The 25,303-nt window shown below is 73.9% G+C and carries 16 protein-coding genes; 9 read left to right on the forward strand and 7 right to left on the reverse strand.

Going from position 1 to position 25,303, the window contains the following annotated elements; genetic code table 11:
- Positions 1-10: 10 nt before the first annotated feature.
- From AMK11_RS05845 to ftsE, 3 genes are all read right to left on the reverse strand, one after another.
- Positions 11-1,189: a S41 family peptidase gene (locus AMK11_RS05845; protein ID WP_198941297.1), complete on the reverse strand. Its 1,179-nt coding sequence runs from the start codon at positions 1,187-1,189 to the stop codon at positions 11-13.
- 68 nt (positions 1,190-1,257) lie between these two features.
- A complete protein-coding gene (ftsX, locus tag AMK11_RS05850) occupies positions 1,258-2,175 on the reverse strand; it encodes a permease-like cell division protein FtsX (protein WP_073723719.1) in 918 nt (305 codons plus the stop codon).
- Positions 2,176-2,207: 32 nt separating this feature from the next.
- Positions 2,208-2,897 carry a cell division ATP-binding protein FtsE gene (gene ftsE, locus AMK11_RS05855; protein ID WP_073723721.1) on the reverse strand — a complete coding sequence of 230 codons (690 nt, stop codon included), beginning with the start codon at positions 2,895-2,897 and terminating at the stop codon, positions 2,208-2,210.
- A 225-nt stretch (positions 2,898-3,122) separates the two neighbouring features.
- Here ftsE and AMK11_RS05860 point away from each other — a divergent pair, with 225 nt between their 5' ends.
- A complete protein-coding gene (locus AMK11_RS05860) occupies positions 3,123-3,314 on the forward strand; it encodes a hypothetical protein (RefSeq protein ID WP_073723723.1) in 192 nt (63 codons plus the stop codon).
- A 76-nt stretch (positions 3,315-3,390) separates the two neighbouring features.
- On the opposite strand, the gene AMK11_RS05865 is transcribed toward AMK11_RS05860, so the two are convergent.
- From AMK11_RS05865 to AMK11_RS05880, 4 genes are all read right to left on the reverse strand, one after another.
- Positions 3,391-4,308, reverse strand: a complete 918-nt coding sequence (locus tag AMK11_RS05865; RefSeq protein ID WP_073723725.1) for a hypothetical protein — start codon at positions 4,306-4,308, stop codon at positions 3,391-3,393.
- A gap of 310 nt (positions 4,309-4,618) precedes the next feature.
- On the reverse strand, positions 4,619-5,725 hold the full coding sequence (prfB, locus tag AMK11_RS05870; protein ID WP_073723727.1) for a peptide chain release factor 2: 1,107 nt from the start codon (positions 5,723-5,725) through the stop codon (positions 4,619-4,621).
- A 69-nt stretch (positions 5,726-5,794) separates the two neighbouring features.
- Entirely contained in the window at positions 5,795-7,048 is a 1,254-nt protein-coding gene (locus AMK11_RS05875) for a serine/threonine-protein kinase (protein WP_073723729.1), read from the reverse strand.
- A gap of 132 nt (positions 7,049-7,180) precedes the next feature.
- Positions 7,181-8,911, reverse strand: coding sequence for a serine/threonine-protein kinase (locus AMK11_RS05880; RefSeq protein ID WP_073723731.1), 1,731 nt, complete (start codon positions 8,909-8,911; stop codon positions 7,181-7,183).
- A gap of 441 nt (positions 8,912-9,352) precedes the next feature.
- Here AMK11_RS05880 and AMK11_RS05885 point away from each other — a divergent pair, with 441 nt between their 5' ends.
- From AMK11_RS05885 to AMK11_RS05920, 8 genes are all read left to right on the forward strand, one after another.
- Positions 9,353-13,015, forward strand: a complete 3,663-nt coding sequence (locus AMK11_RS05885; protein ID WP_073724006.1) for an FHA domain-containing protein — start codon at positions 9,353-9,355, stop codon at positions 13,013-13,015.
- Between the two features lie 239 nt (positions 13,016-13,254).
- The gene (locus tag AMK11_RS05890) at positions 13,255-14,676 is read left to right on the forward strand and encodes an ABC transporter substrate-binding protein (RefSeq protein ID WP_073723733.1); all 1,422 of its coding nucleotides are present in this window, start codon (positions 13,255-13,257) and stop codon (positions 14,674-14,676) included.
- A 4-nt stretch (positions 14,677-14,680) separates the two neighbouring features.
- Positions 14,681-16,027 carry a carbohydrate ABC transporter permease gene (locus AMK11_RS05895; RefSeq protein ID WP_198941298.1) on the forward strand — a complete coding sequence of 449 codons (1,347 nt, stop codon included), beginning with the start codon at positions 14,681-14,683 and terminating at the stop codon, positions 16,025-16,027.
- Positions 16,024-16,941, forward strand: a complete 918-nt coding sequence (locus AMK11_RS05900; RefSeq protein WP_073723735.1) for a carbohydrate ABC transporter permease — start codon at positions 16,024-16,026, stop codon at positions 16,939-16,941. The genes AMK11_RS05895 and AMK11_RS05900 overlap by 4 nt, the downstream gene beginning before the upstream one ends.
- A 163-nt stretch (positions 16,942-17,104) precedes the next feature.
- A complete protein-coding gene (locus AMK11_RS05905; RefSeq protein WP_073723737.1) occupies positions 17,105-19,369 on the forward strand; it encodes a bifunctional glycosyltransferase/CDP-glycerol:glycerophosphate glycerophosphotransferase in 2,265 nt (754 codons plus the stop codon).
- A 154-nt stretch (positions 19,370-19,523) separates the two neighbouring features.
- The gene (locus AMK11_RS05910) at positions 19,524-21,731 is read left to right on the forward strand and encodes a bifunctional glycosyltransferase/CDP-glycerol:glycerophosphate glycerophosphotransferase (protein ID WP_073723739.1); all 2,208 of its coding nucleotides are present in this window, start codon (positions 19,524-19,526) and stop codon (positions 21,729-21,731) included.
- Between the two features lie 7 nt (positions 21,732-21,738).
- Positions 21,739-23,961 (forward strand): bifunctional glycosyltransferase/CDP-glycerol:glycerophosphate glycerophosphotransferase, encoded by a 2,223-nt coding sequence (locus tag AMK11_RS05915; protein WP_073723741.1) that lies wholly within the window; start codon positions 21,739-21,741, stop codon positions 23,959-23,961.
- A complete protein-coding gene (locus AMK11_RS05920; protein ID WP_073723743.1) occupies positions 23,958-25,238 on the forward strand; it encodes a hypothetical protein in 1,281 nt (426 codons plus the stop codon). Before AMK11_RS05915 ends, AMK11_RS05920 begins: the two co-directional genes overlap by 4 nt.
- Positions 25,239-25,303 lie beyond the last annotated feature (65 nt).

Genomic DNA, 25,303 nt, shown 5'->3' on the forward strand with positions numbered 1-25,303 from the left:
GGAAAGCCGATTACGCGGTCGGCCCCAGACCGCTCAGCACCGTCCGCGCCCGCTCCAGGGCGGCCGGGTCCGCCGGGTCGACCTCCAGGTCGGGCGTGATGCCCGTGCCGTCGACGCCGCGGCCCAGGGGGGTGCGGTAGTGCCCGACGGTCAGCTCGGCCACCGAGCCGCCGGGCAGCCGGCTCGGCATCTGCACCGAGCCCTTGCCGAAGGTGCGCGAGCCCAGGACGACCGCCCGTCCGCGGTCCTGGAGGGCTCCGGTGAGGAGTTCGGCCGCGCTCATCGTGCCGCCGTCGACGAGCGCGACCAGGGGCCTGGTGGTGTCGCCGCCGGGCTCGGCGTGCAGCGCTCGCTGGTCGCCGTCGACGTCGTACGTGGCGACCAGGCCGCCGTCGAGGAAGGCGGAGGCGGCGGTGACGGCCTCGCTGACCAGCCCGCCGGAGTTGCCGCGCAGGTCGAGGACGACACCGGAGCCGGACGGCAGCCGCTCCACCTCGGAGCGCACCTGCTCGCCGACGCCCTTGGTGAAGGAGGTGACCCGGACGACGGTGAGGCCGTCGGCGAGCCTGCGCACCGTCACGGGCTGGGTCGACAGCCGGGCCCGCCGCACCGTCTCGGTCCACGCGCGCGTGCCGCGCTCCAGGCCGAGGCGCACGGCGGTGCCGGCCGGGTCGTCCTCGGCGTCGCCGCGCAGTATGGAGACGACCTCGGTGACGGGGCGCCCGTCGACCCGCTCGCCGTCCACGCTGCGCAGCCGGTCGCCCGCGCGGATGCCGGCCTCGGCGGCCGGCGAGTCGGCGCGCACCTTGGTGACCTCGATGCGGCCGTCGCGCTCGCGGCGCGCGGAGAGCCCGACGCCGGTGTAACGGCCGTCGAGGGCGTCCTCCAACTCCTCGTACTCGCCGCTGGAGTAGACGGCGCCCCAGCGGTCACCGCTGCGGCTGACGGCGCGTTCGGCGGCCTCCACGGGGGACTTGCCGTCGGCCATCGCCTCGGCCGCCGCGCGGGCGACCTCCTCGTGCCGCTCGGCGGGGGCGGCCGGGCCGGTCCCGTCGGCGGTGGTCCTCCGGTCGGACCCGGGGAGCGAGCCGGTCGCCGCGCCCGCGACGAGCACGCCCGTGAACACCAAGGCCAGGGCGGCCCCGCGGCGCGGGCGGCGGGGCTGACAGAACAGGTCACGGCCTGACATGCCGGTGAGTCTAGGACAACGCGAGAGGGCCGCACGGTCGCTTGCCCGTGCGGCCCTCTTGGTATGTGTCACACCTTCAGGTACTTGCGCAGCGCGAAGAACGCGGCCAGCGCCGGCATCAGCAGGCTGGTGGCGAGGATGAGCGGCAGCTTCGTCAACAGGGCGTCCCACCCGATGAAGTCGATCAGGGCCAGCTTGTCGGCCAGGGCCAGCCCGTGGTCGATGATGAAGTACCGCGCCGTCACCAGGAACGCGCAGGCGACCGCGCCGCCGATCAGCCCGGCGACCGCCGCCTCCATGATGAACGGCGCCTGGATGTAGAAGCCGGAGGCGCCGACCAGGCGCATGATGCCGGTCTCGCGACGCCGGCTGAACGCCGAGACGCGCACCGTGTTGACGATCAGCATCAGCGCGACGACGAGCATCAGGGCCATCACCGCGCGGGCGGCCCAGTTCATGCCGTTGAGGAGCTCGAAGAGGTTGTCCAGGGTCGCGCGCTGGTCCGTCACGGACTGCACACCGTCCCGGCCGTCGAAGGCGGTCGCGATGACCTGGTACTTCTCCGGGTCCTTCAGCTTGATGCGGTACGACTCCTGCATCTGGTCCGGCGTGAGCGAACTGGCCAGCGGCGAGTCACCGAACTGCTCCTTGTAGTGCTTGTACGCCTCGTCCTGCGACTCGTACGTCACCGTGTCGACCACGGCCATCTCGTCGAGGTCGGACTTGATCTGCTTCTTCTGGTCCTCGGTCACCGCGCCCTTGGCGCACGCGGGGTCGGACTTCGCGTCACTCTTGTTGCAGAGGTAGACGGTGACGTTGACCTTGTCGTACCAGTAGCCCTTCATGGTGTTGACCTGGTCGCTCATCAGCAGCGAACCGCCGAACAGGGCCAGGGACAGGGCGACGGAGACGATGACGGCGAAGGTCATCGTCAGATTGCGGCGAAGACCGACACCGATCTCCGAGAGCACGAACTGGGCGCGCATGGCGTCTCGTTAAGCCTTTCCGTTCCTCGTCGTCAGTGCTGGTAGCCGTAGACGCCGCGTGCCTGGTCGCGGACGAGGCGGCCCTTCTCCAGCTCGATGACGCGCTTGCGCATCTGGTCCACGATGTTCTGGTCGTGGGTGGCCATGATCACGGTGGTGCCCGTCCGGTTGATGCGGTCGAGCAGCTTCATGATGCCGACGGAGGTCTGCGGGTCGAGGTTGCCGGTGGGCTCGTCCGCGATCAGCAGCTTGGGCCGGTTGACGAAGGCGCGCGCGATGGCGACGCGCTGCTGCTCACCGCCGGACAGCTCGCCGGGCCTGCGGTCCTCCTTGCCGCCCAGACCGACGAGGTCGAGCACCTGCGGCACGGACTTGCGGATCTCGCCGCGGGACTTGCCGATGACCTCCTGCGCGAAGGCGACGTTCTCGCCGACCGTCTTGTTCGGCAGCAGGCGGAAGTCCTGGAACACCGTCCCCAGCTGGCGCCGCATCTGCGGCACCTTCCAGTTGGACAGGCGGGCGAGGTCCTTGCCCAGGACGTGCACCTGGCCGTGGCTGCACCGCTCCTCGCGGAGGACCAGCCGCAGGAAGGTGGACTTTCCGGAGCCGGAGGACCCCACGAGGAAGACGAACTCGCCCTTCTCGACCTCCAGGGAGACGTCCCTGAGGGCTGGGTGGCTCTGTTTGGGGTAGACCTTGGAGACGTTGTCGAATCGGATCACGGATGCACCACGGGTAGCCGGGGGTAGATGTGCGTGACCATACGCGAAGCGGGGTGCGGACCGCAGTCACCGGTCGGGGTTGCGCATCAGTTGCGCGTTTTGTCCCCGCCCGCCTCTGAACGGAGGGCGCGCGGGGCCCCTCGGAACCTGGCACAGTGGAAGGGGGAACGTTCACGGCCGTGTGGGCGTTGTTCCGACGAAGCCGGTGGCAAGGAGGGCGAGCGCATGACGTACGACCGGTTGGTGTGCGCGAACTGCGCGGCGCCCGTGAGCGAGGGCCGGTGCCCGGTGTGCCGGGCGAACCGTGAGCGGATGCAGCAGGGCAATCTCTTCGCGGGCCTGAATCCGACGACGCTGATCGCGCTGCTGGCGGTGCTGATCGCGGCGGTGGCCCTGCTGGCCCACCAGACCGTCTGACAGGGAAGGGGCCCGGAGCGCTGAGCGCTCCGGGCCCCTTCGCGTGCGTGCGCGACGCGTACGCGGGTGACTACCGTCAGGCAGCGGCGCCGCGGCCGTTCATCAGGCGCGGCAGCATGCGGAAGCCGATGCCGCCGGCGATCATCGTCGCGGCGCCGACCAGCAGGAACGTGGTCTCGGCGGCGCCGGTCTCGGCGAGCTCCTCACCGCTGCCCTGGGCGGCGGTGTCGGAGGAGGCCGGGACCTCCTCGCCGGTGTCGGTCAGGGCCGAGGAGCCCTCGTCCTGGGTGACGTTGTCGTTGCCGCCGCCGTCGGGGGTGGTGCCGCCGGTGGTGTCGCCACCGCCGTTACCGCCGGTGGAGCCACCGTTACCGCCGGTGGAGCCGCCGTCGCCGCCGGTGCCGCCGTTGTTGCCGGTGCCGCCGTTGTTGCCGGTGCCGCCGTTGTTGCCGGTGCCGCCGTTGTTACCAGCGCCGCCGTTGTTGCCGTTGCCGCCGTCGGCCCCACCGTCGGTGTTGCCGCCGTCGCCGCCGCCGTCAGTGTTACCGCCGTCGCCGCCACCGATCAGGCCGCCGTCAGTGTTACCGCCGTCGCCGCCACCGATCAGGCCGCCATCGGTGTTGCCACCGTCGCCGCCACCGCTCTCGCCAGCGCCACCGTTCTCGCCAGCGCCACCGTTCTCGCCAGCGCCACCGTTCTCGCCGGCACCACCGTTCTCGCCGGCACCACCGTTCTCGCCGGCACCACCGTTCTCGCCGGCACCACCGTTCTCGCCGGCACCACCGTTCTCGCCAGTGCCACCGTTCTCGCCACCCTCACCCGGGCACTCGGGGCCAGCGCCGATCTCGCAGCCCGGGTCCGGCTCTTCGCCCGCAGTGATGCCGATGTTGAACTCGAGCGCCGACGCGGCGCCCGCTGCGGTCAGCGAGGCGCCAGCGGCGATCACAGCACCAGCTGCGACCCGCGCGACACGAATCCGCGTCTTCTTCGTCATGTAGTTGCTACCCCCAGTAGCCGATTAGTCAGTGAGGCCGCACTCGGGGGCCGTGATCGACGGGGGTAGCTGCCTGCTGAAGTCCCCCGGTTCACATGCGCCCCAGAAATACGCATGCCGCGCCTCACCCTTACGAATGTTCAAAGCAACGTCAAGGCCGTTGCGTACGCGATGTCCGAGTACGAGACGTATGCCGGACACAAAGGGTGTGAGTGTGACGTAAAAGCCGGACAGCACCGTCAGAAAAAAGGCAACCACCCCCTCGATGGGGGCAGTTGCCTTGTCGACAAAGCGCCGTACGCGCTCCGCCCTACTTCTCCTGCTGCTTGCGCCAGCGAATACCGGCCTCCAGGAACCCGTCGATCTCGCCGTTGAACACGGCCTCCGGGTTGCCCACTTCGTGCTCGGTGCGCAGGTCCTTGACCATCTGGTACGGGTGCAGGACGTACGAACGCATCTGGTTGCCCCAGGAGTTGCCGCCGTCACCCTTGAGGGCGTCCATCTTGGCCTGCTCCTCCTGGCGGCGCCGCTCCAGCAGCTTGGCCTGGAGGACGTTCATGGCGGTGGCCTTGTTCTGGATCTGGGAGCGCTCGTTCTGACAGGAGACGACGATGCCGGTGGGGATGTGGGTGAGGCGCACCGCGGAGTCGGTGGTGTTCACGCCCTGGCCACCGGGGCCGGAGGACCGGTAGACGTCCACCCGCAGCTCGGACTCGTCGATCTCGATGTGGTCGGTCTGCTCGACCACGGGGAGGATTTCGACGCCCGCGAAGGAGGTCTGGCGGCGCCCCTGGTTGTCGAACGGGGAGATGCGCACCAGGCGGTGCGTGCCCTGCTCGACGGAGAGGGTGCCGTAGGCGTACGGCGACTGCACGGCGAAGGTGGTCGACTTGATGCCGGCCTCCTCCGCGTACGACGTCTCGTAGACCTCGGTCTTGTAGCCGTGCTGCTCGGCCCAGCGCAGGTACATGCGCTGAAGCTTCTCGGCGAAGTCGGCGGCGTCCACGCCACCGGCCTCCGCGCGGATGTTGACCAGCGCCTCACGGGAGTCGTACTCGCCCGAGAGGAGGGTGCGGACCTCCATCTCGTCCAGCGCCTTCCTGACGGCCGTGAGCTCGGACTCGGCCTCCGCGCGGGTGTCCGGGTCGTCCTCCTCCTCGGCCATCTCGAACAGCACGGCGAGATCGTCGATCCGGCCGCGCAGCGCCTCGGCCTTGCGCACCTCCGCCTGGAGGTGCGAGAGCCTGCTGGTGATCTTCTGCGCCTCGTCCGGGTTGTCCCACAGGGACGGCGCGGCCGCCTGCTCCTCGAGCACGGCGATGTCTGCCCTCATCCTGTCGAGGTCCAGGACGGCCTCGATCGACTCCATGGTCGAGGAGAGGGACTTCAGCTCTTCGGATACATCGACGACTGCCACGCATCCAGCGTAACGGTTCCGTCCACCGCTCTTCGCCGGGTCGTCACGGTGAGGGCGGCGCGCCCGGCCTCAGGGGGAGGCCGGTGCCGAGTTCCGCGTGTCCTGGGGGCCGGTATCGCCCTCGTCGCCGCCCGTGCTCAGCCAGGTGCCGACGCCGACCGCCGCCACCAGGGCGACCGCGCCGGCGCCCAGGGCCAGCCGGCGGCGCCGCGCGGTGGCGCGGTTGCGGGCCGAGCCGGGTCGCGGGGCGCCGGACGCGCGCGGGGCGCGGGCGGTGCCGCGGGCGCCGCCGGCCAGCTCGTCGGGGGCCGGTACACGCATGGAAGTGTGCGTGTCGCGGTTGGAGTCGGCCGGTTTCGCGCCCGGCACCAGCGGCACCGCTCCCCGGCGCCGTACCGGCTCCCCGGCGGGCGCGGCGGACCCCGGGGACGCGGTGGCCTCCTCGGGCGCCTCCGGCTCCTGCTCGGCGTCGGGCTCGTCCACGTCCAGGGGCCCCATGCCGGCCAGCATGGGCAGCAGCTCGCGCAGCCGGGCGCCCAGCTCGGAGGCGCGCAGCCGGGAGGCCGGCGCCTTGGCGAGGCACTGCACGAGCAGCTGCCACAGCTCGTCCGGGATGCCGGGCAGGGGGACGACCGACTCGGTGACGTGGCGGCGCAGTACGGCGCCGGGGTGGCCGCCGCCGAACGGGGTGAAGCCCGCGAGCAGCTCGTAGAGCACCGTGGCCAGGGCGTAGATGTCGACCGACGCGCGCGGGGGCAGACCTTCGACGATCTCCGGTGCCAGGTAGTCGGGCGTGCCGATGATCTTCGTGGCGCGGGTGCGGCGCGGGGTGTCGATGAGCTTGGCCACGCCGAAGTCGGTCAGCAGGGCCGGGTGCGAGCCGCCCGGACCGAGCGGGCCCTGCATGTCGAGCAGCACGTTCTCGGGCTTGACGTCGCGGTGCACGACCCCGGCGGCGTGCGCGGCGGCCAGCCCGTCGGCGACGTCGGCGACGACGGCCACCGCGGCCTCGGGCGCCAGGCGCCGCTCCCGTTCCAGCCGGGTGCGCAGGTCGGTGCCGCGGACCAGGTCCATGACCAGCGCGAGGTCGTTGCCGTCGACCACCAGGTCGCGCACGGAGACGACGTGCGGGTGCTCCAGTCCGAGCAGGGCGGTGCGCTCCTGCACGAAGCGGGAGACCAGCTCCTGGTCGGACGCCAGGTCCTCGCGCAGCAGCTTGATCGCGACGGGCCCCTCGGGTCCCTCGCCCAGCCACACCGTGCCGGCGCTGCCCCGCCCGAGGATCTGGTGGGCGGTGTACCGGCTGCCGATCTTCCGTGCCAAGACTGCTCCTACCGACGCGTGTTGCGCTTAAAAGTACGCGTCCGTGGAGCCGGCCTTCACCGGGGAGGCCGAAATCACCCGTGGGATGTCGACAAATCCCCAGACTCGCCGCCGGGAAGGCGCGTCGCCGGGTCAGCCGCCGGTCGACGTCCCGCCGCCGCCCGAGCCGCTGTCGCCGCCGAGCTCGCCGATCCAGTCGGTCGCGGTGGTGAACCAGTCGGTCAGCTGCTCCCAGTAGCCCTTGCCCGTGCCGATCCACTCCTGGAGCGGGCTCAGCTCCCAGATCAGCCAGCCGGCCACGAAGAGGATGACGAGGGTGAACAGGCATCCCTTGAGGCAGCCGAGGCCGGGGATGCGCATGGGGTTGGCGCTGCGCTGCCGGGGCGGCCGGGGCTCGCGCCGGGGCGGCTGCGGCTCGGGCGTGGGCGGCGGGGCGTAGCGCTGCGGCTGGGGTGCCTGCTGGGGCTGCTGCGGCTGCGGGTTGGCGTACCGCTGCGGCTGTTGCTGCTGCTGCGGATAGCCGTAGCCGGGCGGCGGGCCCTGCGGCGGTCCCTGGGGGGCCTGGCGGGGCGGCTGCTGCGGGCGGGAGACCTGCCGCTGGGGGCGGCGCCGCAGCGGGTCCTGGTTCGGGTCGAGGTACTGGACCTGGGTCTGCTCGTTGCGGTCGCGGGCGGCGCGGAGCTGGTTCTGCCAGGGGTGCGGGTCCTCGGGCCCGCCGCCCTGGCCCTGCCCGGGTCCGCCCGGCTGTCCCGGCGGCACGGGCGGCATGACGGCGGTCGGGTCGGCCGCGCCGCGGTTGGGGAGTACGGCGGTGGGGTCGGCGGCGCCCGCGGGATCGCCGGTGTGCGGCAGGACGCTGGTGGCGCCGTTCGGGTCGTAGGCGCCGGGCGCGTTGTGCGGGAGCACCTGCGTGGGGTCGGCGGCGCCGGGGGCGCCCGGGACCTGCGCGGGCGCCGGGTCGGGGGCGAGGAGCGCGCCGACGTTCTCGGCGGCGCCGATCTGCGCGCTGGTCGCGTGCACGCCGATGCCCTCGGCGACGACGCGCAGACCGCGGGCGAGGTTCTCGGCGCTGGGGCGGTCGTCGGGGTTCTTGCGCAGGCAGCGCTCTATGACCGTCCACAGCGGGTCGGGGACGGTGGAGGGGCGGCGCGGCTCGGCGCTCAGGTGCTGGTGCAGCACCTCCAGGGCGGAGCCGCCGCCGAACGGGGGCCGGCCGGTGACCAGCTCGTACAGCAGGATGCCGGCGCCGTAGATGTCGACGGCGGAGGTCTGCGGGCGGCCCTCGGCGGACTCCGGCGCGACGTAGGCGGGGGTGCCGACGAACTCGTGGGTGCGGGTGAGGCCGGGTGAGTCGGCGAGGCGCGCGATGCCGAAGTCGGTGAGCATCGGGTGCATCTCGCCGCCGTCCTGCTTGAGCAGCACGTTGGCCGGCTTCAGGTCGCGGTGCACGACGCCGTCGGCGTGGCTGGCGGCGAGGGCGTCGGCGATCTGGGCGGTGAGCAGGGCCGCCGCGACCGGGGTGAAGGGCCCGTTCTCGCGCAGGTAGCGGTGCAGGTCGGGGCCCTCGACGAGGTCCATGACGAGCGCCAGCAGCTCCCCCTCGACGACCAGGTCGCGGACCCGGACGATGTTGGGGTGGGTCAGCCGCAGCAGGACGGAGCGCTCCCGCAGGAAGCGCATCACGATGTCGGGGTCGCTCGCGAGCTCCTCCTTGAGGACCTTGATCGCGACGGTCTCGCCGGGCTGTCCGGCCACGGCGGCCTCGGCGCCCGCGGTCTCGCGCTGGCGGGCACGCCAGACGGTGCCCGTGGCGCCGCGGCCGAGGGGCTCCTCGAGGAGGTACTTGCTGCCTACCGGCCGCACGTCATGCGCTCCCTGTTGCTTGCTGGCTGTTCCGACCCACTGTAGTGCCGTGGTCCCGGCGCCGGGCTGTCGTCGTTCTGTGGGTTCCCATTGGTCCGCAGGTACGCCTTACGTTCCGCTCCCGGCCCCGTCCAGGCGGTTGTTCGCAGGAAAGACGCGCGACCCGGTCCCATGGTTGCCGAGCCCGGACGTGACCGATCTCAAGCGGACGCCGTTCGATCACCGGGACGGCACCTGTCAGGCACTTTTGCGGGCAGAGCCGACCAATCAAGATCATTTGACGGCGGGCGGCGGGCGCGTTGTCAGTGGCAGGTGCGAGGATGCGTGCAGTACTGGCCGACGTGTTCGTGTGGCGGTGGGGGAAGTCCGCGGTGGGGGACCGTGGTGAACGGCTTCTGTCCCCGGCGCGCGGGCGCCCGCGCGAAGGGACCGCTGACGGCGATGCAGATCCGGCTGACCGTCGTAGACCCGCTGGGCCCGCCTGCTCCGGAGGGGGACCGCGCCGCGAGCTGCGACGTGCTGGTCACCGCGCCGGCCGGCACCGCCCTGGCCGCGGTCGCCTCCGCGCTGGCCGCGGCGCTCCCCGGCGGCGAGGGCCCGGGCACCGGCCAGGTGGTGCTCTACGCGGGTGCGCAGCGGCTCGACGCCCAGCGCAGCACCCTGGGCGAGCCCCCGCTGATCGACGGCGCCGTGCTCTGTCTGGGCGCCCCCGGCGAGCCCGACCCGCACACCGACCCGGCCGGTGCCCCGGCCCAGCTCCACGTGGTCGCCGGTCCCGACGCGGGCGGCGTCCACCTGCTGCACGGCGGGCAGATCCGGCTGGGCCGCTCCGCCGACGCCGACGTGGCGCTCGACGACCCGGACGTCTCCCGGATGCACTGCGCCGTGACCGTCGCCGCCGACGGCCGCGTCTCGGTCGCCGACCTCGGCTCGACCAACGGCACCACCCTGGACGGCGCCCGCGTGGGCGACCGCCCGGTCCGCCTGACGCCGGGGGCGCTGCTGCGGATCGGCGAGTCGGCGCTGCGCCTGGTGCCGGCCCGCCCCGCGGCGGAGGTGCGGCTGGCCACGACGGCGGACGGCGAGGGGCACGTACGGCTGCCGGGTGCGGCCGCGCCCTCGTACGACGCCGGGGACCGGGTGACTCACGCGCGCGTGGCGGACGGGGCGGGGGGACACGCCGGGGCGGACGGGTCCGCGCGCGGGGCCGGGCCAGTGCCTGATGACGCCCCTGAGGGCAGCATCCCCAGGGGCGCGGGGAACCGCGCGACCGGCCACGACGGCGCCGCCCCCGCCGCACCACCCGTCCTCCCCGGTGCGGGCGGCACCGGACACACGTCCGGCCCCGCGCACCGGTCGCGTCCCGCCGCACCGACCCACCACGCCCACGGCACGGCGGGGCGAGGGCCCGGTCCCGCTTCCGACGACTCCGCCCAGGTACCCGGCCAGGGCGGCGCACCGCGCATCGAGAGCCACGGCACCGGCCCGGTCGCGGGCGGACCGCGCCCGGCCCCGCCGACGGGTGAGACGCACGGCGGCGGGTTCGGACCGGGCGCGGGCACGTCCGGGGCACCGACGTACGGCACGGGCACGTACGGCGCGGAGCCGAGCGCCACGGACGCCTCCGTCGCCGCGCGGCGCAAGGGCACGCCCCTGCGCGGCACCGACGTCCCCCAGGGCGTGCGCAGGCGTGGCGGGCTCGGGGCCTGGGCGCGGCGGCTGGCCGGAGGACGCGGCGGGACTCAGGACGCCGACGGGCCCGGCCCGCACGCCCATGACGCCGAGGCGGCCCCCGCCGCGCCGACGACCCCGGCCCCCGGAGCCTCGAGCGCGCCGGAGGCCTGGCCGGACCCCGCCTCCCTCCTGCTGACGGCGCTCGGGCCGGGCCCCCGGCTGTGGGAGCGCGGCCCGGGCCACCCGGAGGCGCTCACCGTGCGGCTGGGTACGGCCGACCGGGTGGCGCCCGGCGGCGACGCGCCGCTGCCCGCGGTCCCGGTGACCGCCGGCCTGCGCGAGGTCGGGGCCCTCGGGCTGGCCGGCCCGCGCGGGCGGCTCGCCGGGCTGGCCCGCGTGGTGCTGGCCCAGCTCGCCGCGCTGCACTCCGCCGACGTGCTGGAGATCGTGCTGATCAGCGCCGACCGTGGCCGTCCGCTCGCGGAGCGGTCGGCCGAGTGGTCGTGGCTGGGCTGGCTGCCGCAGCTGCGCCCGGGACACGGCCAGGACTGCCGCCTGCTGCTCGCCTACGACCGGGAACAGGCCATGGCCCGCTCCCACGAGCTGCTGCGCCGCCTGGAGGACCACCTGGCGGACGTCCGGAACGGCGGCGTACACCCACCCACCGCGCCGGCCCCCGCGACCGCGATCCCCGCCCAGCCCACGGCTCCCGAGCACGACGCGCGGCACCCCGGTTCCCCGCCGCACACGGACGCGCACACCGACACGGACACCGACACGGACACCGCCCGACGGCCCTCCTGGGCACGGCCGGACGACGGCTCCGACCCGGCGGGCGGGCGCTTCGCGGGCCCGTACACGGTGGTCGTCGTGGACGGCGACCCGGGCGGCGCCGACGTGCGGGAGGCGGTGGCGAGGCTGGCCGTGGAGGGGCCCCGGGCCGGCGTCCACGTCGTGTGCCTCGCCGAGACGGCCGCCGCCTCCCCGACGTCCCCGGTGACGGAGACGTACGAGGCGGCCTGCGCGGTGTCCCCCGTGTTCCGGGAGTGCGGCGCCGTGGCACTGCTCAGCGGTGACGTGGCGACGGCCCTGCGGCTGCTGCGCGTGGCCCGCACCGAGGCGTCCCCGAACGGCCGGGGCGGCCCGGTCGGCCACGGCACCCTCGGCACGGTGGACGCCGTCTCCCTCGCCTGGGCCGAGCGGTTCGCGCGGGCCCTGGCGCCGCTGCGCACCGACCAGCCCGGCGGCGAGCGGCACGCGCGCGTGTCCGCACCGCTGCCCCAGGCCGCCCGCCTCCTCGACGAACTGGGCCTCGCCCGGGCCACCCCGGCGTCCCTGATGGCACGGTGGGCGGACGCGGCCGACGACACCCAGGCCCTGGGCGGACGCGCGCACGCCGTCCTGGGCGCCGGGCCGCGCGGTCCGGTCACCGTCGACCTCGGCGCCGAGGGACCGCACCTGCTGGTCGAGGGGCCGCCCGGCAGCGGCCGCACCGAGCTGCTGCGGGCGCTGGTCGCCTCCCTCGCCTCCGCCGAACGCCCCGACCGGCTCGGGATCGTCCTGATGGACGGCCGGGACAGCGTGAGCGCGGGCGGCGGGCACGGCGAGGGCCTGCGCGTCTGCACGGACGTACCGCACGTCACGACGCACCTCACCGCCAACGACCCGGTCCGCATGCGGGAGTTCGCACAGTCCCTGAGCGCGGAGCTGAAACGGCGCGCCGAGCTGCTGGGCCGTTCGCACTTCGCCGAGTGGCACACCGGACGCGAGGTGTCGGGCCGGCTGATCGCCCAGCGCACCCACGCGGGCGGCACCGCGGCCGGCGCGACGGCGGAGACCGGGGACGTCGACTCCCCGCCCAGCTCCACCCTGCGCCTGCGGCCGGGCGCCGCCCGGCGCCGCGCCGCCGCCGTGCCGCCGCTCCCCCGCCTCGTCGTGGTCGTGGACGACCTGGACGCACTGGTCACTCCCCCGCTCGGCTCCCCCGGGCGGCCCGCCGCCGGGTCGGTGATGCGGGCCCTGGAGGCCGTCGCGCGGGAAGGCGAGCGACTCGGCGTGCACCTGGTCGCCGCCACCGCCCCCGGGGGCCGCACGGCCCAGACGGAGCCTTCCCTGCGCGCCACCCTGCGGGCCACCCTCGACGCACCGGCGCCGGGTCCGGACGAACCGGCGCCGGGCCGCGGCCGGTTGGCCCGCCCCGACGGCCCGGCCACGGCGTTCCAGGGCGGCCGCGTCACGGGCCGCATCCCGCGGACGGCGACCCTGCGCCCGACGGTGGTCCCGCTGGAGTGGCACCGCATGGGCGACCCGCCCACCCGGCGTCCGGTACGCGAGCTGGGCAACGGGCCGACCGACCTGGCGCTGCTGGCCAGCGCGTTGGAGCGGGCGGCGCGGGAGGTGTCGGCAGCGGAGGTGCCCTCACTCCTGTGACGCCGGACACCTCTCAGCCCGTCCGGCGCTTGAGGACGAGGCCGTCCAGGCCGAAGCGGGGGCTCGGGGGCGGCAGCCCCCGGCAAGGCCCGCACCCACGCAGGGCAACCCGGTCACGACGCGGTCACGAAACCCCGCCCCACAGCGGACGCGCTCTTGCCGCCCTCACCCCCCTGGCGTACACCAGAGCCCACGGGACAGCGCCGAACGTTCGACGAGGAACGAAGAACGGGGCAGTGATGCGCACGAGCAGCACCATCCGGACACGCAGGACCGTCAAGAGGGCCGGGAACAGCGCCGCGAAGAGGCCCACCAGGGCCGCCGCGTTCCTCGCCGCCGGAGCCCTCGCCCTCTCGCTCACCGCGTGCGGCGGAGACGACGACAGCGGCGGCGACGACAAGCAGGGTCAGGGGGACGGCGGCAAGGAAACGGCCGCCACCGTCACCCTCCCCAAGCTGGACGGCGAGAGCCTGGAGGTCGCCGCCGTCTGGACCGGCGCCGAGCAGGAGAACTTCACGAAGGTCCTCGAGGAGTTCGAGAAGCGCACCGGCGCCGAGGTGACCTTCGTGCCCGCCCAGGACCCGATCATCAACTTCCTCGGTTCGAAGGTGGCCGGCGGCGCCCCGCCGGACGTGGCGATGCTCCCCCAGCCCGGTGCCATCAAGCAGGCCGTCGAGAAGGGCTGGGCCAAGCCGCTGGGCGCCGAGGCCACCAAGGAGCTGACGGAGAACTACTCCCAGGGCTGGCAGGACATCGGAAAGGTCGACGGCAAGCAGTACGGCGTCTACTACAAGGCCGCGAACAAGTCCCTGATCTGGTACAACGCGCAGGTCTTCGAGAACGCGGGCGCGGCCGAGCCCAAGACCTGGGACGAGCTGCTCACCACCGCCCAGATGATCTACGACTCGGGCGTCACGCCGTTCTCCGTCGGCGGCGCGGACGGCTGGACCCTCACCGACTGGTTCGAGAACATCTACCTCTCCCAGGCCGGCCCGGAGAAGTACGACCAGTTGGCCAAGCACGAGATCAAGTGGACGGACCCGTCCGTGAAGGAGGCCCTGACCACCCTCGCCGAGGTCTGGGGCAAGAAGGACTACGTGGCGGGCGGCGCGGCCGGCGCGCTGCAGACCGACTTCCCGGCCTCGGTGACGCAGACCTTCACCGGCGGCGCCCAGCCCAAGGCCGCCATGGTCTACGAGGGCGACTTCGTGCAGGTCAACATCGCGGAGACGGACGCGGAGGTCGGCGACGGCGCGAAGGTCTTCCCGTTCCCGGCGGTCGGCGACACCGCGCCGGTGGTCTCCGGCGGTGACGCGGCGGTGATCCTGGAGGACTCGAAGGCGGCGCAGGCGCTGGCCACCTGGCTGGCCTCCCCGGACGCGGCGGCGATCCACGCGGGGCTCGGGGGTTATCTCTCGCCGAACAAGAACCTGGACACGTCGGCGTACCCGAACGACGTGCAGAGGAGGATCGCCGAGGCGCTGGTCTCGGCCGGTGACGACTTCCGCTTCGACATGTCGGACCAGGCCCCGCAGGCCTTCGGCGGCACGCCCGGCAAGGGCGAGTGGAAGGCGCTCCAGGACTTCCTGAAGAACCCGTCCGACGTCGAGGGCGCGCAGCGCCAGTTGGAGGCGGACGCGGCCGCCGCCTACGGAGGCTGACGCGATGGCGTCGGTCACGGCGGCAGGAGCCTCCCGGGGCCCTGCCGCCCCCAAGTCGCGCAAGAGCGTGACCGGCACCCGCAAGACCGTGGCGGTGCTGTTCCTGCTCCCCGCCCTGGTGCTGCTCGGCGCGCTCGTGGTCTACCCGATCGGGTACTCGCTGATCCGCAGCTTCTACGACCAGTCCGGCGACTCCTTCGCCGGATTCGACAACTACCAGGCGCTCTTCACCGACGACGGCATCCGCACCGCGCTGAAGAACAACGTCATCTGGGTGGTGTTCGCGCCGACCGTCGCCACCGCCCTCGGCCTGATCTTCGCGGTGCTGACCGAACGGGTGCGCTGGGGCACGGCGTTCAAGCTGGTCGTCTTCATGCCGATGGCGATCTCGATGCTGGCGGCCGGGATCATCTTCCGGCTCGTCTACGACCAGGACCCGGACAAGGGCGTCGCGAACGCGGTGTGGGTCGGGGTGCACGACACGTTCGCCGAGTCGTCGGCGTTCCCGAAGGCACACCCGGGCCGCGAGTCGCCGCTGGAGCCGGCCGGCGGCGGCGCGTTCATCACCAAGGAGCCGGTCACCGCGGGGCAGACCGTCGTCCTGCCCCTCGTCGGCGTCGCCCCCGACGTGATGCCGGACGGCGCCGAGAAGGCCGTACCCGCGAAGCCCGAGGACGGGAAGATCACCGGCACCACCTGGCAGGACTTCACCCGCGGCAAGGGCGTCGGGCAGCTCAACAGCGTCGACGCCGCCGAACTGGGCTACGCCGGGATGAAGATCGAGGCGGTGAAGGACGGCGAGGTCGTCGCGTCCACCACGGCGGCCGGCGACGGCACCTTCACGCTCCCCGCGGCGGCCGACGGGGCGCAGCTCAGGCTCCCCGCCGACAACTTCAAGGAGCCCTACAACGGCCTGAGCTGGCTCGGCCCCTCCCTCGTCACCCCGGCCATCATCGGGTCGTACGTATGGATGTGGGCGGGCTTCGCGATGGTGCTGATCGCCGCGGGGCTCGCCGGGGTCCCCCGGGAACTCCTGGAGGCCGCCCGGGTCGACGGGGCCAACGAGTGGCAGGTCTTCAGACGGGTCACGGTGCCGCTGCTGGCGCCGGTCCTGGCGGTCGTCGTCGTCACCCTGATGATCAACGTGCTGAAGGTCTTCGACCTGGTCTTCATCATCGCCCCGGGCTCCTCCCAGGACGACGCGAACGTCCTCGCCCTGGAGCTGTACCGCAAGGGCTTCGCCTCGGACCAGCCGGGCGTCGCCAGCGCCATCGCGGTGTTCCTGCTGCTCCTGGTCATCCCGGTCATGTGGTTCAACGTACGGCGGCTGCGGCGGGAGGTGCGGCGATGACCGCTCAGGCGGGTTCCCTCACCGAGGCGGCACCGGCGCCCGACGGCAGCACCGTCGGGGCGAGGCGGTCACTGGGCGCCCGGCTCGCCGAGCGCGTCAGCGGCGGGCTGGTCCAGGCGTTCCTGATCGTCGTCGGCCTGTTCTGGCTGGTCCCGACGATCGGCCTGCTGCTGTCCTCGCTGCGCACGCCCCGGGACATGGCGGCGAGCGGCTGGTGGGAGGTCTTCAGCGAGCCGTCCCGGCTCACCTTCCAGAGCTACGAGGAGCTGCTGAAGAACGGCGACATCACCTCCTCGCTCCTCAACACCGCGCTGATCACGGTCCCGGCGACCATCCTGGTCGTGGTCATCGGTTCGCTCGCGGGGTACGCCTTCGCGTGGATGGACTTCCCGGGCCGCGACTGGTGGTTCCTGGCCGTGGTCGGGCTGCTCGTCGTCCCCGTCCAGGTGGCGCTGATCCCGATCGCGGAACTCTTCGGGAAAATCGGCCTGTTCGGGTCGGTCGTCGGCGTGGTCCTCTTCCACGTGGGCTTCGGTCTGCCCTTCGCGATCTTCCTGCTGCGGAACTTCTTCGCGGAGATTCCCAGGGAGCTGCTGGAGGCGGCCCGGCTGGACGGCGCGGGTGAACTGCGGCTGTTCGTGCGGGTCGTGATGCCGCTGGGCGGGCCCGCGATCGCGAGCCTCGGCATCTTCCAGTTCCTGTGGGTGTGGAACGACATGCTGGTCGCGCTGATCTTCTCGGACGCCGGGAGCCAGCCGATCACGGTCGCCCTGCAGACGCAGGTACGGCAGTTCGGCAACAACATCGACATCCTGGCGCCGGGTGCCTTCATCTCCATGGTGATCCCGCTGGCCGTGTTCTTCGCGTTCCAGCGGCAGTTCGTCTCCGGCGTGATGGCGGGCGCGGTCAAGTAGGCGCCACGAGAACACCCTTGAGGGGGCGGGCCGGTCACCGGCCCGCCCCCTCTCCGGCCTGCGCGTCGTCCCCCGAATGCCGCAGCGGCCGTAACCAAGTCACTCCACTGGCCGTTCCCGGGCCGAACGCCCGCGCCGATCCCGCCGACCCATGGATGTCCCCGTGCCCAGGTTCAGTGTCATCGTCCCCGCGCACCAGGTGCAGGCGTATCTGCCCGCATGCCTGGAATCGGTGCTGTCCCAGTCGTACCCGGACTTCGAGCTGATCGTGGTCGACGACTGCTCGCCGGACGCCTGCGGCGAGATCGCCGACGAGTTCGCGGCCCGCGACGCCCGGGTGCGCGCCCTGCACCTGCCGCGCAACGGCGGGCTCGGCCCCGCCCGCAACGCGGGCATGGAGCGGGCCGGCGGCGACTACCTGGTCTTCCTCGACGGCGACGACACCCTCACCCCGCACGCGCTGCGGGCGGTCGCCGACCGGATCAAGGAGACCGGGGAGCCGGACGTCCTGGTCTACGACTACGCGCGCACCTACTGGACGGGTGAGGCGGTCCGCAACCAGGCCGCCGCCCACCTCACCGAGCGGGGCCCGGCGCCGTTCCGGCTCGCCGACCGGCCGGAGCTGCTGAAACTGCTGATGGTGGCCTGGAACAAGACGGTGCGGCGCGAGTTCGCCGAGCGCGAGGGCTTCACCTTCCCGCCGGGCTACTACGAGGACACCCCGTGGACCTACCCGGTCCTGATGACGGCGGAGTCCATCGCCACCCTGGACCGGGTCTGCGTCCACTACCGGCAGCGCCGGCACGGCAGCATCCTGGGCACACCGAGCGAGCGGCACCTGGACGTCTTCGCCCAGTACGACCGGGTCTTCGCGTTCCTGGAGTCGGACCCGGAACTGGCCCACTGGCGGCCGGTGCTCTACCGCCGCATGGCCGACCACCTGACGACGGTGTTCACCCGCCCCGACCGCGTCCCGCGCCGGCTGCGCGCCGAGTTCCTGCGCCGGGCCCGCGTCCACTGCCGCCGCTACCGGGTCCCCGGCGCCCCCGCCCCGCGGCCCGTGCGGCTGCGCCACGCCCTGCTCCGGCTGGGGCTGGGCCGCACCTGGCGGACCCTGCGGCTGGCCTCCGCCCTGCGCCGCCGGACCGTGAAGGCCACCGCCCGGCTGCTGCGCGCCGTACGAGCGGTCGCCCTGCGCGCCCACTACCGCGTCCAGCGCTGTCTGCCCCTGAGCGACCGTGCCGTCTTCGCCGCCGCCGGCGAGCGGGGCCACGGGGGCAACCCGGGCGCGCTGGAGGAGGCCTTCCGCGACCTGGCGCCGCACATCCGCACGGCGTGGTCCGCCGCCCCCGCGCACCACCACACCATCCCGACCGGAACCCGCCGCCTGACCCCCGGCACGGCCGCCCACTGGACGGCCCTGGCCCGCTCCCGCTATTTGGTGCACGACGACGCCTTCGACGCGGGCCTGGTCCGGCGCAAGGGCCAGGTCCTGATCCAGACGCGGGCCGGTACGCCCCTCGAGCACATGGGCCTGGACCTGCGGGAACGCCCTGCCGCCGCGGGCCGCACCGACTTCGCCCGGCTGCTGCGCGAGTCCGGCACCTGGGACTACGTCGTCTCCGCCAACCGCCACTCCACCCTGACCTGGGAACGAGTCCACCCCGGCCGCTACGCCACGCTGGAGTACGGCCAGCCCCGCACCGACGTGTTCCAGCGGGCGACGCCCGCGGACGTGGCCCGGCTGCGCGAGACCCTCGGCATTCCCGAGGACACGGTCGCGATCCTGTACGCGCCCACCCACCGCGACTACCGGCGCACCCAGCGCGCCGCCCTGGACCTGGAACGCGTCGTCACCCGTCTCGGCCCCCGCTTCATGGTGCTGGCCCGCGCCCATCCCCGCCACGGCGGGCCGCTCGCCGAGTCCGCCGGCCGGGTCGTCGACGTCAGCGGCCACCCGAGCGTGGAGTCCCTGTGCCTGGCCTCGGACGCCCTCGTCACCGACTACTCAGCACTGATGTTCGACTACGCGGGTCTGGACCGGCCGATCGTGATCCACGCCGACGAGCCGGAGGTGTTCGAGGCGGCCCGCGGCACCTACTTCGACCTGCGCGACTTCCCGCCGGGCGCGATCGTCCGGGACGAGGACGAGCTGATCGGCGTCTTCGCCGGCGGGCACTGGCGCGGCGCCCGGTCCGCGCAGCTCAGGGCCGCTTTCCGGGAGCGGTTCTGCCCGCACGACGACGGCCGCGCCGCCGAACGCGTCGTACGCCGTGCGGTGCTCGGCCAGACGGGCCCGGACCTCCCGCCGGTCGTGCCGCCCGCCGAACGCCGGCCCGTGCCCTCCGCCGCGGCGGGCCTCGCGCGCGCCCCGCTGGCGACCGTGCCGCAACCGGCGGGGCCCCGCACCGTCACCGACAGCCTCTGACCGCCGTTTGTCCACTGGGAGTCCACATGCCCCGCGGCTCGTCGCGGCCCGCTCCGTCCCGGCCGCCCGTCCGGCGGCCCACGGGACGGCCGGGCCGGCTGGATCCGCGGGACGGCGGCTCCCGACGGACCAGGACAACGAGAGAAAGAGCAGCATGCCCCGCTTCAGCATCATCGTCCCGTCCCATGGGGTCGCGGGGCGGCTCTCCCAGGCGCTGGATTCGGTACTCGCCCAGGCCTTCGGCGACTTCGAGCTGATCCCGGTGGCCGACACCGCGGACCGGGCCGCGGCGGACGTCGTCGGAGAGCGCGCCGAGCGGGACTCCCGGGTGGCGCCGGTGCACTCGCCGCCGTCGGCCGGCCTGGCCGGGGCGCGCAACGCGGGGATGCGGGCGGCGACCGGCGCGTACCTGCTGTTCCTCGACGGCGACGACGTCCTCGTCCCGGGCGCGCTGGCGGCGCTGGACGGGCGGCTGGCGGACACCGGCGGCGTGGACGTCCTGTACTTCGAGCACGAGCGGATGCCCTGGTGGGAGGGCGAGCCGGCCAACCCGGCGGCCCCGCTGCTGGCCAACGCCCCCGAGGGCGCCTTCGCCCCGGAGGACGCCCCGCACCTGACCGGCGTGCACCTGCCCGCGTGGAGCGCGGTCTACCGCCGCACCTTCCTGGCCGAACGGCGACTGGACTTCCCCGACGGCCACTTCACCGACGTCGGCTTCGGCCCCCTGGTCACGGCGCGCGCCGAGCGCGTCACGGTGCTGCGCTCCGTCGTCGTACGCCACCGGATCCGCCGGCAGGGGAACCGGCTGAACCTGCCCGGCGAGCACCACGCACAGCTCCTGGACCAGGCCGGGCTGGCGCTCGCGCACGCCGCCGAGCGGGGGCTGCCGGACGCGCGGCGCGGACCGCTGTTCGAGCAGCTCTTCGCCGCGATCCTGAAGACCGCCACCCATCCACGGCGCCTGACCCGACGGCAGCGCCGGACCTTCTTCCGCCGGGCGAGCCGCCTCTACCGCCGCCACCGCCCCGCCGGTTTCCGGACACCGGGCGGCCGGCTCGGCGTGCAGCACCGGCTGCTGGCGTCCGGGTCCTACGCGGGCTTCCGCGCCCTGCGCGCCGCCAACCGGGCGGCCGGCGGTGTCCTCGGGCGCCTGCCACGCCCGCACGGCCTGCGCACCCGCCTCCGGTACCGCCGCCACCTGCGCCGCCCGCTGGACCCTAACCTCGTCGTGTACTGCGCGTACTGGGGCCGCGGCTACGCCTGCAATCCGGCCGCGATCCACGCCAAGGCCCGCGAACTCGCCCCGCACCTGCGCTCGGTGTTCCTGGTCGAGCCGGACCAGGCGCACACCGTGCCCAAGGACGTCGACCACGCCGTCATCGGCAGCCACCGCTACTGGGAGGTGCTGGCCCGCGCCAAGTACCTGGTCAACAACGCCAACTTCGCCGAGGGCGTCGTCAAGCGCCCCGGCAGCGTGCACGTGCAGACCCAGCACGGCACCCCGCTGAAGACCATGGGCGTCGACCAGTCCACGTACCCGGTGGTGGCAGCCGCGAGCGGCAGCTTCACCAAGCTGCTGGGCCGCGTGGACCGCTGGGACTACAACCTCTCCGCCAACCGCCACTCCACCCGGATGTGGGAGCGCGCCTATCCGGGCTCCTACGAGCAGCTGGAGTACGGCTACCCGCGCAACGACGTCTACTGCACGGCGACCGCCGAGGACGTCGCCCGCGTCCGGCGCGAACTCGGCGTCCCGGAGGGAAAGACGGCCGTCCTGTACGCGCCCACGCACCGCGACTGGGCGGCGGGGTTCGGCGCGGGCGCCCTGGACCTGGAGGCCTTCTGCGAGGCGGCGGGCGAGGACGTGGTCGTACTGCTGCGCGCCCACTACTTCTACGACCGGGGCGACAGGCGCGCCCGCACCGGCCGCATCATCGACGTGACCGCGCACCGCTCGGCCGAGGACGTGTGCCTGGCCGCCGACGCGCTGGTCACCGACTACTCGTCGATCATGTTCGACTACGCCAACCTGGACCGGCCGATCGTCGTGTACGCCGACGACTGGGACGTCTACCGGGAGACCCGCGGCGTCTACTTCGACCTGATGGCCGCCCCGCCCGGACCGGTGGCGCGCACGCCGGAGGAGCTGGCCCGCGTCTTCCGCGACGGTTCGTACGCGGACCGCGGGTCGGCGGCGCTGCGGGCCGCCTTCCGGGAGCGGTTCTGCGAGTTCGACGACGGCCGGGCCGCCGAGCGCGTCGTACGCCGGGTGCTGCTGGGCGAGCCGCCCGAGTCGCTGCCGCCCGTGGTCCCGCTCGCCGAGCGGGTCCCGGCCCCCGCCGCCACCCTTGTGAGGAGCTGATCCCGCCGTGCCCCGCTTCAGCGTCATCGTCCCCTGCTTCAAGGTGCAGGGCTTCCTGCGCGAGTGCCTGGACTCCGTGCTGGACCAGTCCTACCGGGACATCGAGGTCGTCGCCGTGGACGACTGCTCCCCGGACGACTGCGGCGCCATCCTCGACGAGTACGCGGCCGCCGACGACCGGGTGCGCGTGCTGCACCTGGAGGAGAACGCCGGCCTCGGCCGGGCCCGCAACGCCGCTCTGCCGCACGCCACCGGGGACTACCTCTTCTTCCTCGACAGCGACGACACCCTCACCCCGGGCGCCCTGCGCGCCATGGCCGACCGGCTCGCGGAGGCGGACGACCCGGACGTCCTGGTCTTCGACTACGCCCGCACCTACTGGTGGGGCGGCACCCGGCGCAACGTCCTCGCCCACGTGCTCGGCGAAACCGACGAGACCTTCACCGCCGCCGAGCGCCCCGAGATCCTCGACCTGCTGATGGTGGTGTGGAACAAGGTCTACCGGCGCGACTTCGTCGAACGGGAGGGCTTCACCTTCCCGCCGGGCTACTACGAGGACACGCCCTGGACCTTCCCGGTCATGTTCGCGGCCGGGCGGATCGCCACCCTGGACCGCGTCTGCCTGAACTACCGGCAGCGCCGCCAGGGCAACATCCTGTCCACCACCAGCCGCAAGCACTTCGACGTGCACGCGCAGTACGAGCGGGTCTTCGCGTTCCTCGACGACCGCCCGGAACTGGCCCGCTGGCGGCCGTTCCTGCACGCCAAGATGGGCGAGCACTGCCTGGACGTCCTGTCCAAGCCGGACCGGCTGCCGCCGGCGGACAAGGCGGAGTTCTTCCGCCGCACCGCCGAGATGTTCCGGGAGTACCGGCCCGAGGGCGCCGAGATCCCGGCCGAACTGCGCGTGCTGGAGCACGGGTACGCCGCCTACCGGCTGCGCCGCGAGTCCGGCCGGGCGGGCCGGGAGCTGGGGCGCCGGGCGCGGCAGGCGCGCGGGGCGGCCGGCGGCCGCCTGCGGCGGGTGCGGACGGCGGTGAACACGCGGCGCCCGCTCGATGCGGACCTCGTCGTGTACTCGGCCTTCTCCCACCGGGGCGTACTGGGCGACCCGGCGGCGATCCACCGCAAGGCCCGCGAGATCGCCCCGCACCTGCGCGGGGTGTGGGTGGTGCGCGGCGAGGAGGAGGCGGCGGCACTGCCGCCGGACACCGAGCACGTGCTCCTCGGCAGCGCGGACTACCACCGGGCGGTCGAGCGGGCCGGGTTCCTCGTCAACAACGTCAACTGGCCCTGGGCCGTGCCCAAGCGGCCGGACAGCGTCCACATCCACACCCACCAGGGCACCCCGCTCAAGTACATGGGCGCCGACCTGCTGGGCCGGCCCGGCGCCCGGCACGGCCTGGACGTGCCGCAGATGCTGCGGCGGGCCGACCGCTGGGACCACAGCCTGGTCGCGGGCCGGTACGCGGAACGGATGTGGGAACGGGCGTACCCCTGCCACTTCGCGTCCGCGCGCACCGGCAGCCCGCGCAACGACGTGCTGGTGAACGCCGGTCCAGAGGCGGGCCGGCAGGTGCGCGAGCGGCTCGGCGTCCCCGAGGGGCACACCGTGGTGCTGTACGCGCCGACCCGCCGCGAGTACCGGCGGGGCGGGTACGTGGAGCGGTTCGACCCGGCCCGGCTCGCCGCCGACCTCGGTGAGGGCCACACCCTGGTGGTGCGGCTGCACCCGTCGCTGGCCGACGGCCCGGCGCGCGGCATGGGCCTGGCGGAGCTGCACCGGCGGGGCGTGCTGATCGACGCGACCGACGAGCCGCACGTCGAGGACCTGATGCTCGCCTCCGACCTGCTGATCACCGACTACTCGGCCCTGATGTTCGACTACGTCCTCCTGGACCGGCCCGTCCTCGTCCACGCGGACGACTGGGCCGCCTACACGGCGAGCCGCGGCGCCTACTTCGACATCACCGCCGAGGCACCGGGCCACGTGTCGCGCTCCTACCGGGAGCTGGCTTGGCTGCTGACCTCCGGGGCGTGGCGGGACGAGGAGGCGGCGCGGCTCAGGTCCGCGTTCCGGGACCGGTTCTGCGAGTACGAGGACGGCCGGGCCGCCGAGCGGGTGGTGCGGACGCTGCTGCTGGGCGAGCCGATGCCGGAGCCCGCCGGGGTGCCCGGCGCCCGGTCCGTCCCCGCCGCCCCCGGCCGCGACCTGCTGGCCTCGTCATGAGGCCGCGCACCTGGGTGCTGGTCCTGGCCGCGGTCTTCGCCCTGCTCCAGCTGGCGAACGTCACCGGCCGGGACACCCCCGACACCAAGAACTACCTGTCGTACGCCCTGAGTCTGGCGGGCGGGAGCAAACGCGGGGTGGCCGCGGACACCATCGACCACGTGTGCGCGAGCAAGGCGTCGACGGCCCGCCGCGACCAGAGCGTGCACGTGGTCCGCTTCCACCGCCCCGACCCCACCGACCAGGTGACGTCCGACTGCCGGGAGCGGGAGTGGGCGCAGGTGGAACCGAGGCTGGCGGCCGGGCAGACCGGCGGGCACACCGTGCCGTACATGACGGAACGCTTCATGCGGATCTTCGAGGCGCGGCCCGGCTACCCGCTGTTCCTGGTGCCCTTCGTCGTGCTCCTCGGGGCGACGTGGGGGCTGTGGGCGGCGGGCGTGGTCATCGCCTGCGCGGGCGGTGTCCTGGTCTTCCTGATCCTGCGCACCCTGTCCGCGCCGGCGCCGCTCGCGCTGACCGGGCAGGCGCTGTACTACGTGCTGCCGTGCGGGACGACGGCCATGCGGCCGATGACCGAGGGCCTGCTGATGGCGCTGACGCTGGCGGCGGTGTGGGGGTGCGCGCTGGTGCTGCGGGCGGGGCGGGCGCGGGCCGGGTACGCGCTGGTCGGCGGGTCGCTGGTCGCGCTGTTCACCGTGAAGCACTCGCAGGCGCTGTTCCTCGGGGTGTGCCTGGCGGCGGCGGGCGCGCTGCTCGCACTGCGGCGACGCCGCCGGGGACGGCCGCCGGGCCGGGAGGTGCTCGTGCTCGCGGCGGTCGGCCTGGCGGGCGCCGTCGGCACCATGGCCCTGTCACGGCTGCTGCACTACCCGTCGGTCTCCGACAGCCTCCAGGACCTGCTGACCGGGCACTTCGCCCGGCCGGACCGCGCGGACCCGTGGCCGGAGTTCTGGCAGTTGCAGGGCAACTTCTGGGTGGAGTGGCTGCGGCGGCAGGCGTGGGAGCCGTTGTTCGCGGCGGCGCTGGGCGCCGGGGCGTGGGGTGCGCTGCGGCGCGGCGGCGCGGTCGGGGTCTTCCTGGTCGCGGCGGCGTTCACCGGCATCCTGACGCAAGCGGGGCACCCGGACATCGACATCTGGGGCGAGCGGCTGATCGTGCTGGCCTGGCTGCTGCCGGTGGTGGGCATCCCGCTGCTGCTGGAGCCGGTGGTGCGGGCCGGCCGGGTGGCGCTGCCGGCGCAGGGGCAGGCCGAACGGGCGCGCGTGGCCGACTGAACGGACGCGCGCCGCCGGTTGACGGTCACTCGATGCGGTGACGTGAGGTCGTGTCGTTGACCTCG

Origin of the sequence: Streptomyces sp. CB02414, from assembly GCF_001905385.1 — a bacterium.
Classification (GTDB): Bacteria; Actinomycetota; Actinomycetes; order Streptomycetales; family Streptomycetaceae; genus Streptomyces.

Bases quoted from the DNA above. Each gene is read 5' to 3' on its own strand.
- AMK11_RS05845 (WP_198941297.1), bottom strand. From the start codon at position 1,189: ATGTCAGGCCGTGACCTGTTCTGTCAGCCCCGCCGCCCGCGCCGCGGG.
- ftsX (WP_073723719.1), bottom strand. From the start codon at position 2,175: ATGCGCGCCCAGTTCGTGCTCTCGGAGATCGGTGTCGGTCTTCGCCGC.
- AMK11_RS05860 (WP_073723723.1), top strand. From the start codon at position 3,123: ATGACGTACGACCGGTTGGTGTGCGCGAACTGCGCGGCGCCCGTGAGC.
- AMK11_RS05865 (WP_073723725.1), bottom strand. From the start codon at position 4,308: ATGACGAAGAAGACGCGGATTCGTGTCGCGCGGGTCGCAGCTGGTGCT.
- AMK11_RS05885 (WP_073724006.1), top strand. From the start codon at position 9,353: ATGCAGATCCGGCTGACCGTCGTAGACCCGCTGGGCCCGCCTGCTCCG.
- AMK11_RS05890 (WP_073723733.1), top strand. From the start codon at position 13,255: ATGCGCACGAGCAGCACCATCCGGACACGCAGGACCGTCAAGAGGGCC.
- AMK11_RS05895 (WP_198941298.1), top strand. From the start codon at position 14,681: ATGGCGTCGGTCACGGCGGCAGGAGCCTCCCGGGGCCCTGCCGCCCCC.
- AMK11_RS05900 (WP_073723735.1), top strand. From the start codon at position 16,024: ATGACCGCTCAGGCGGGTTCCCTCACCGAGGCGGCACCGGCGCCCGAC.
- AMK11_RS05910 (WP_073723739.1), top strand. From the start codon at position 19,524: ATGCCCCGCTTCAGCATCATCGTCCCGTCCCATGGGGTCGCGGGGCGG.
- AMK11_RS05920 (WP_073723743.1), top strand. From the start codon at position 23,958: ATGAGGCCGCGCACCTGGGTGCTGGTCCTGGCCGCGGTCTTCGCCCTG.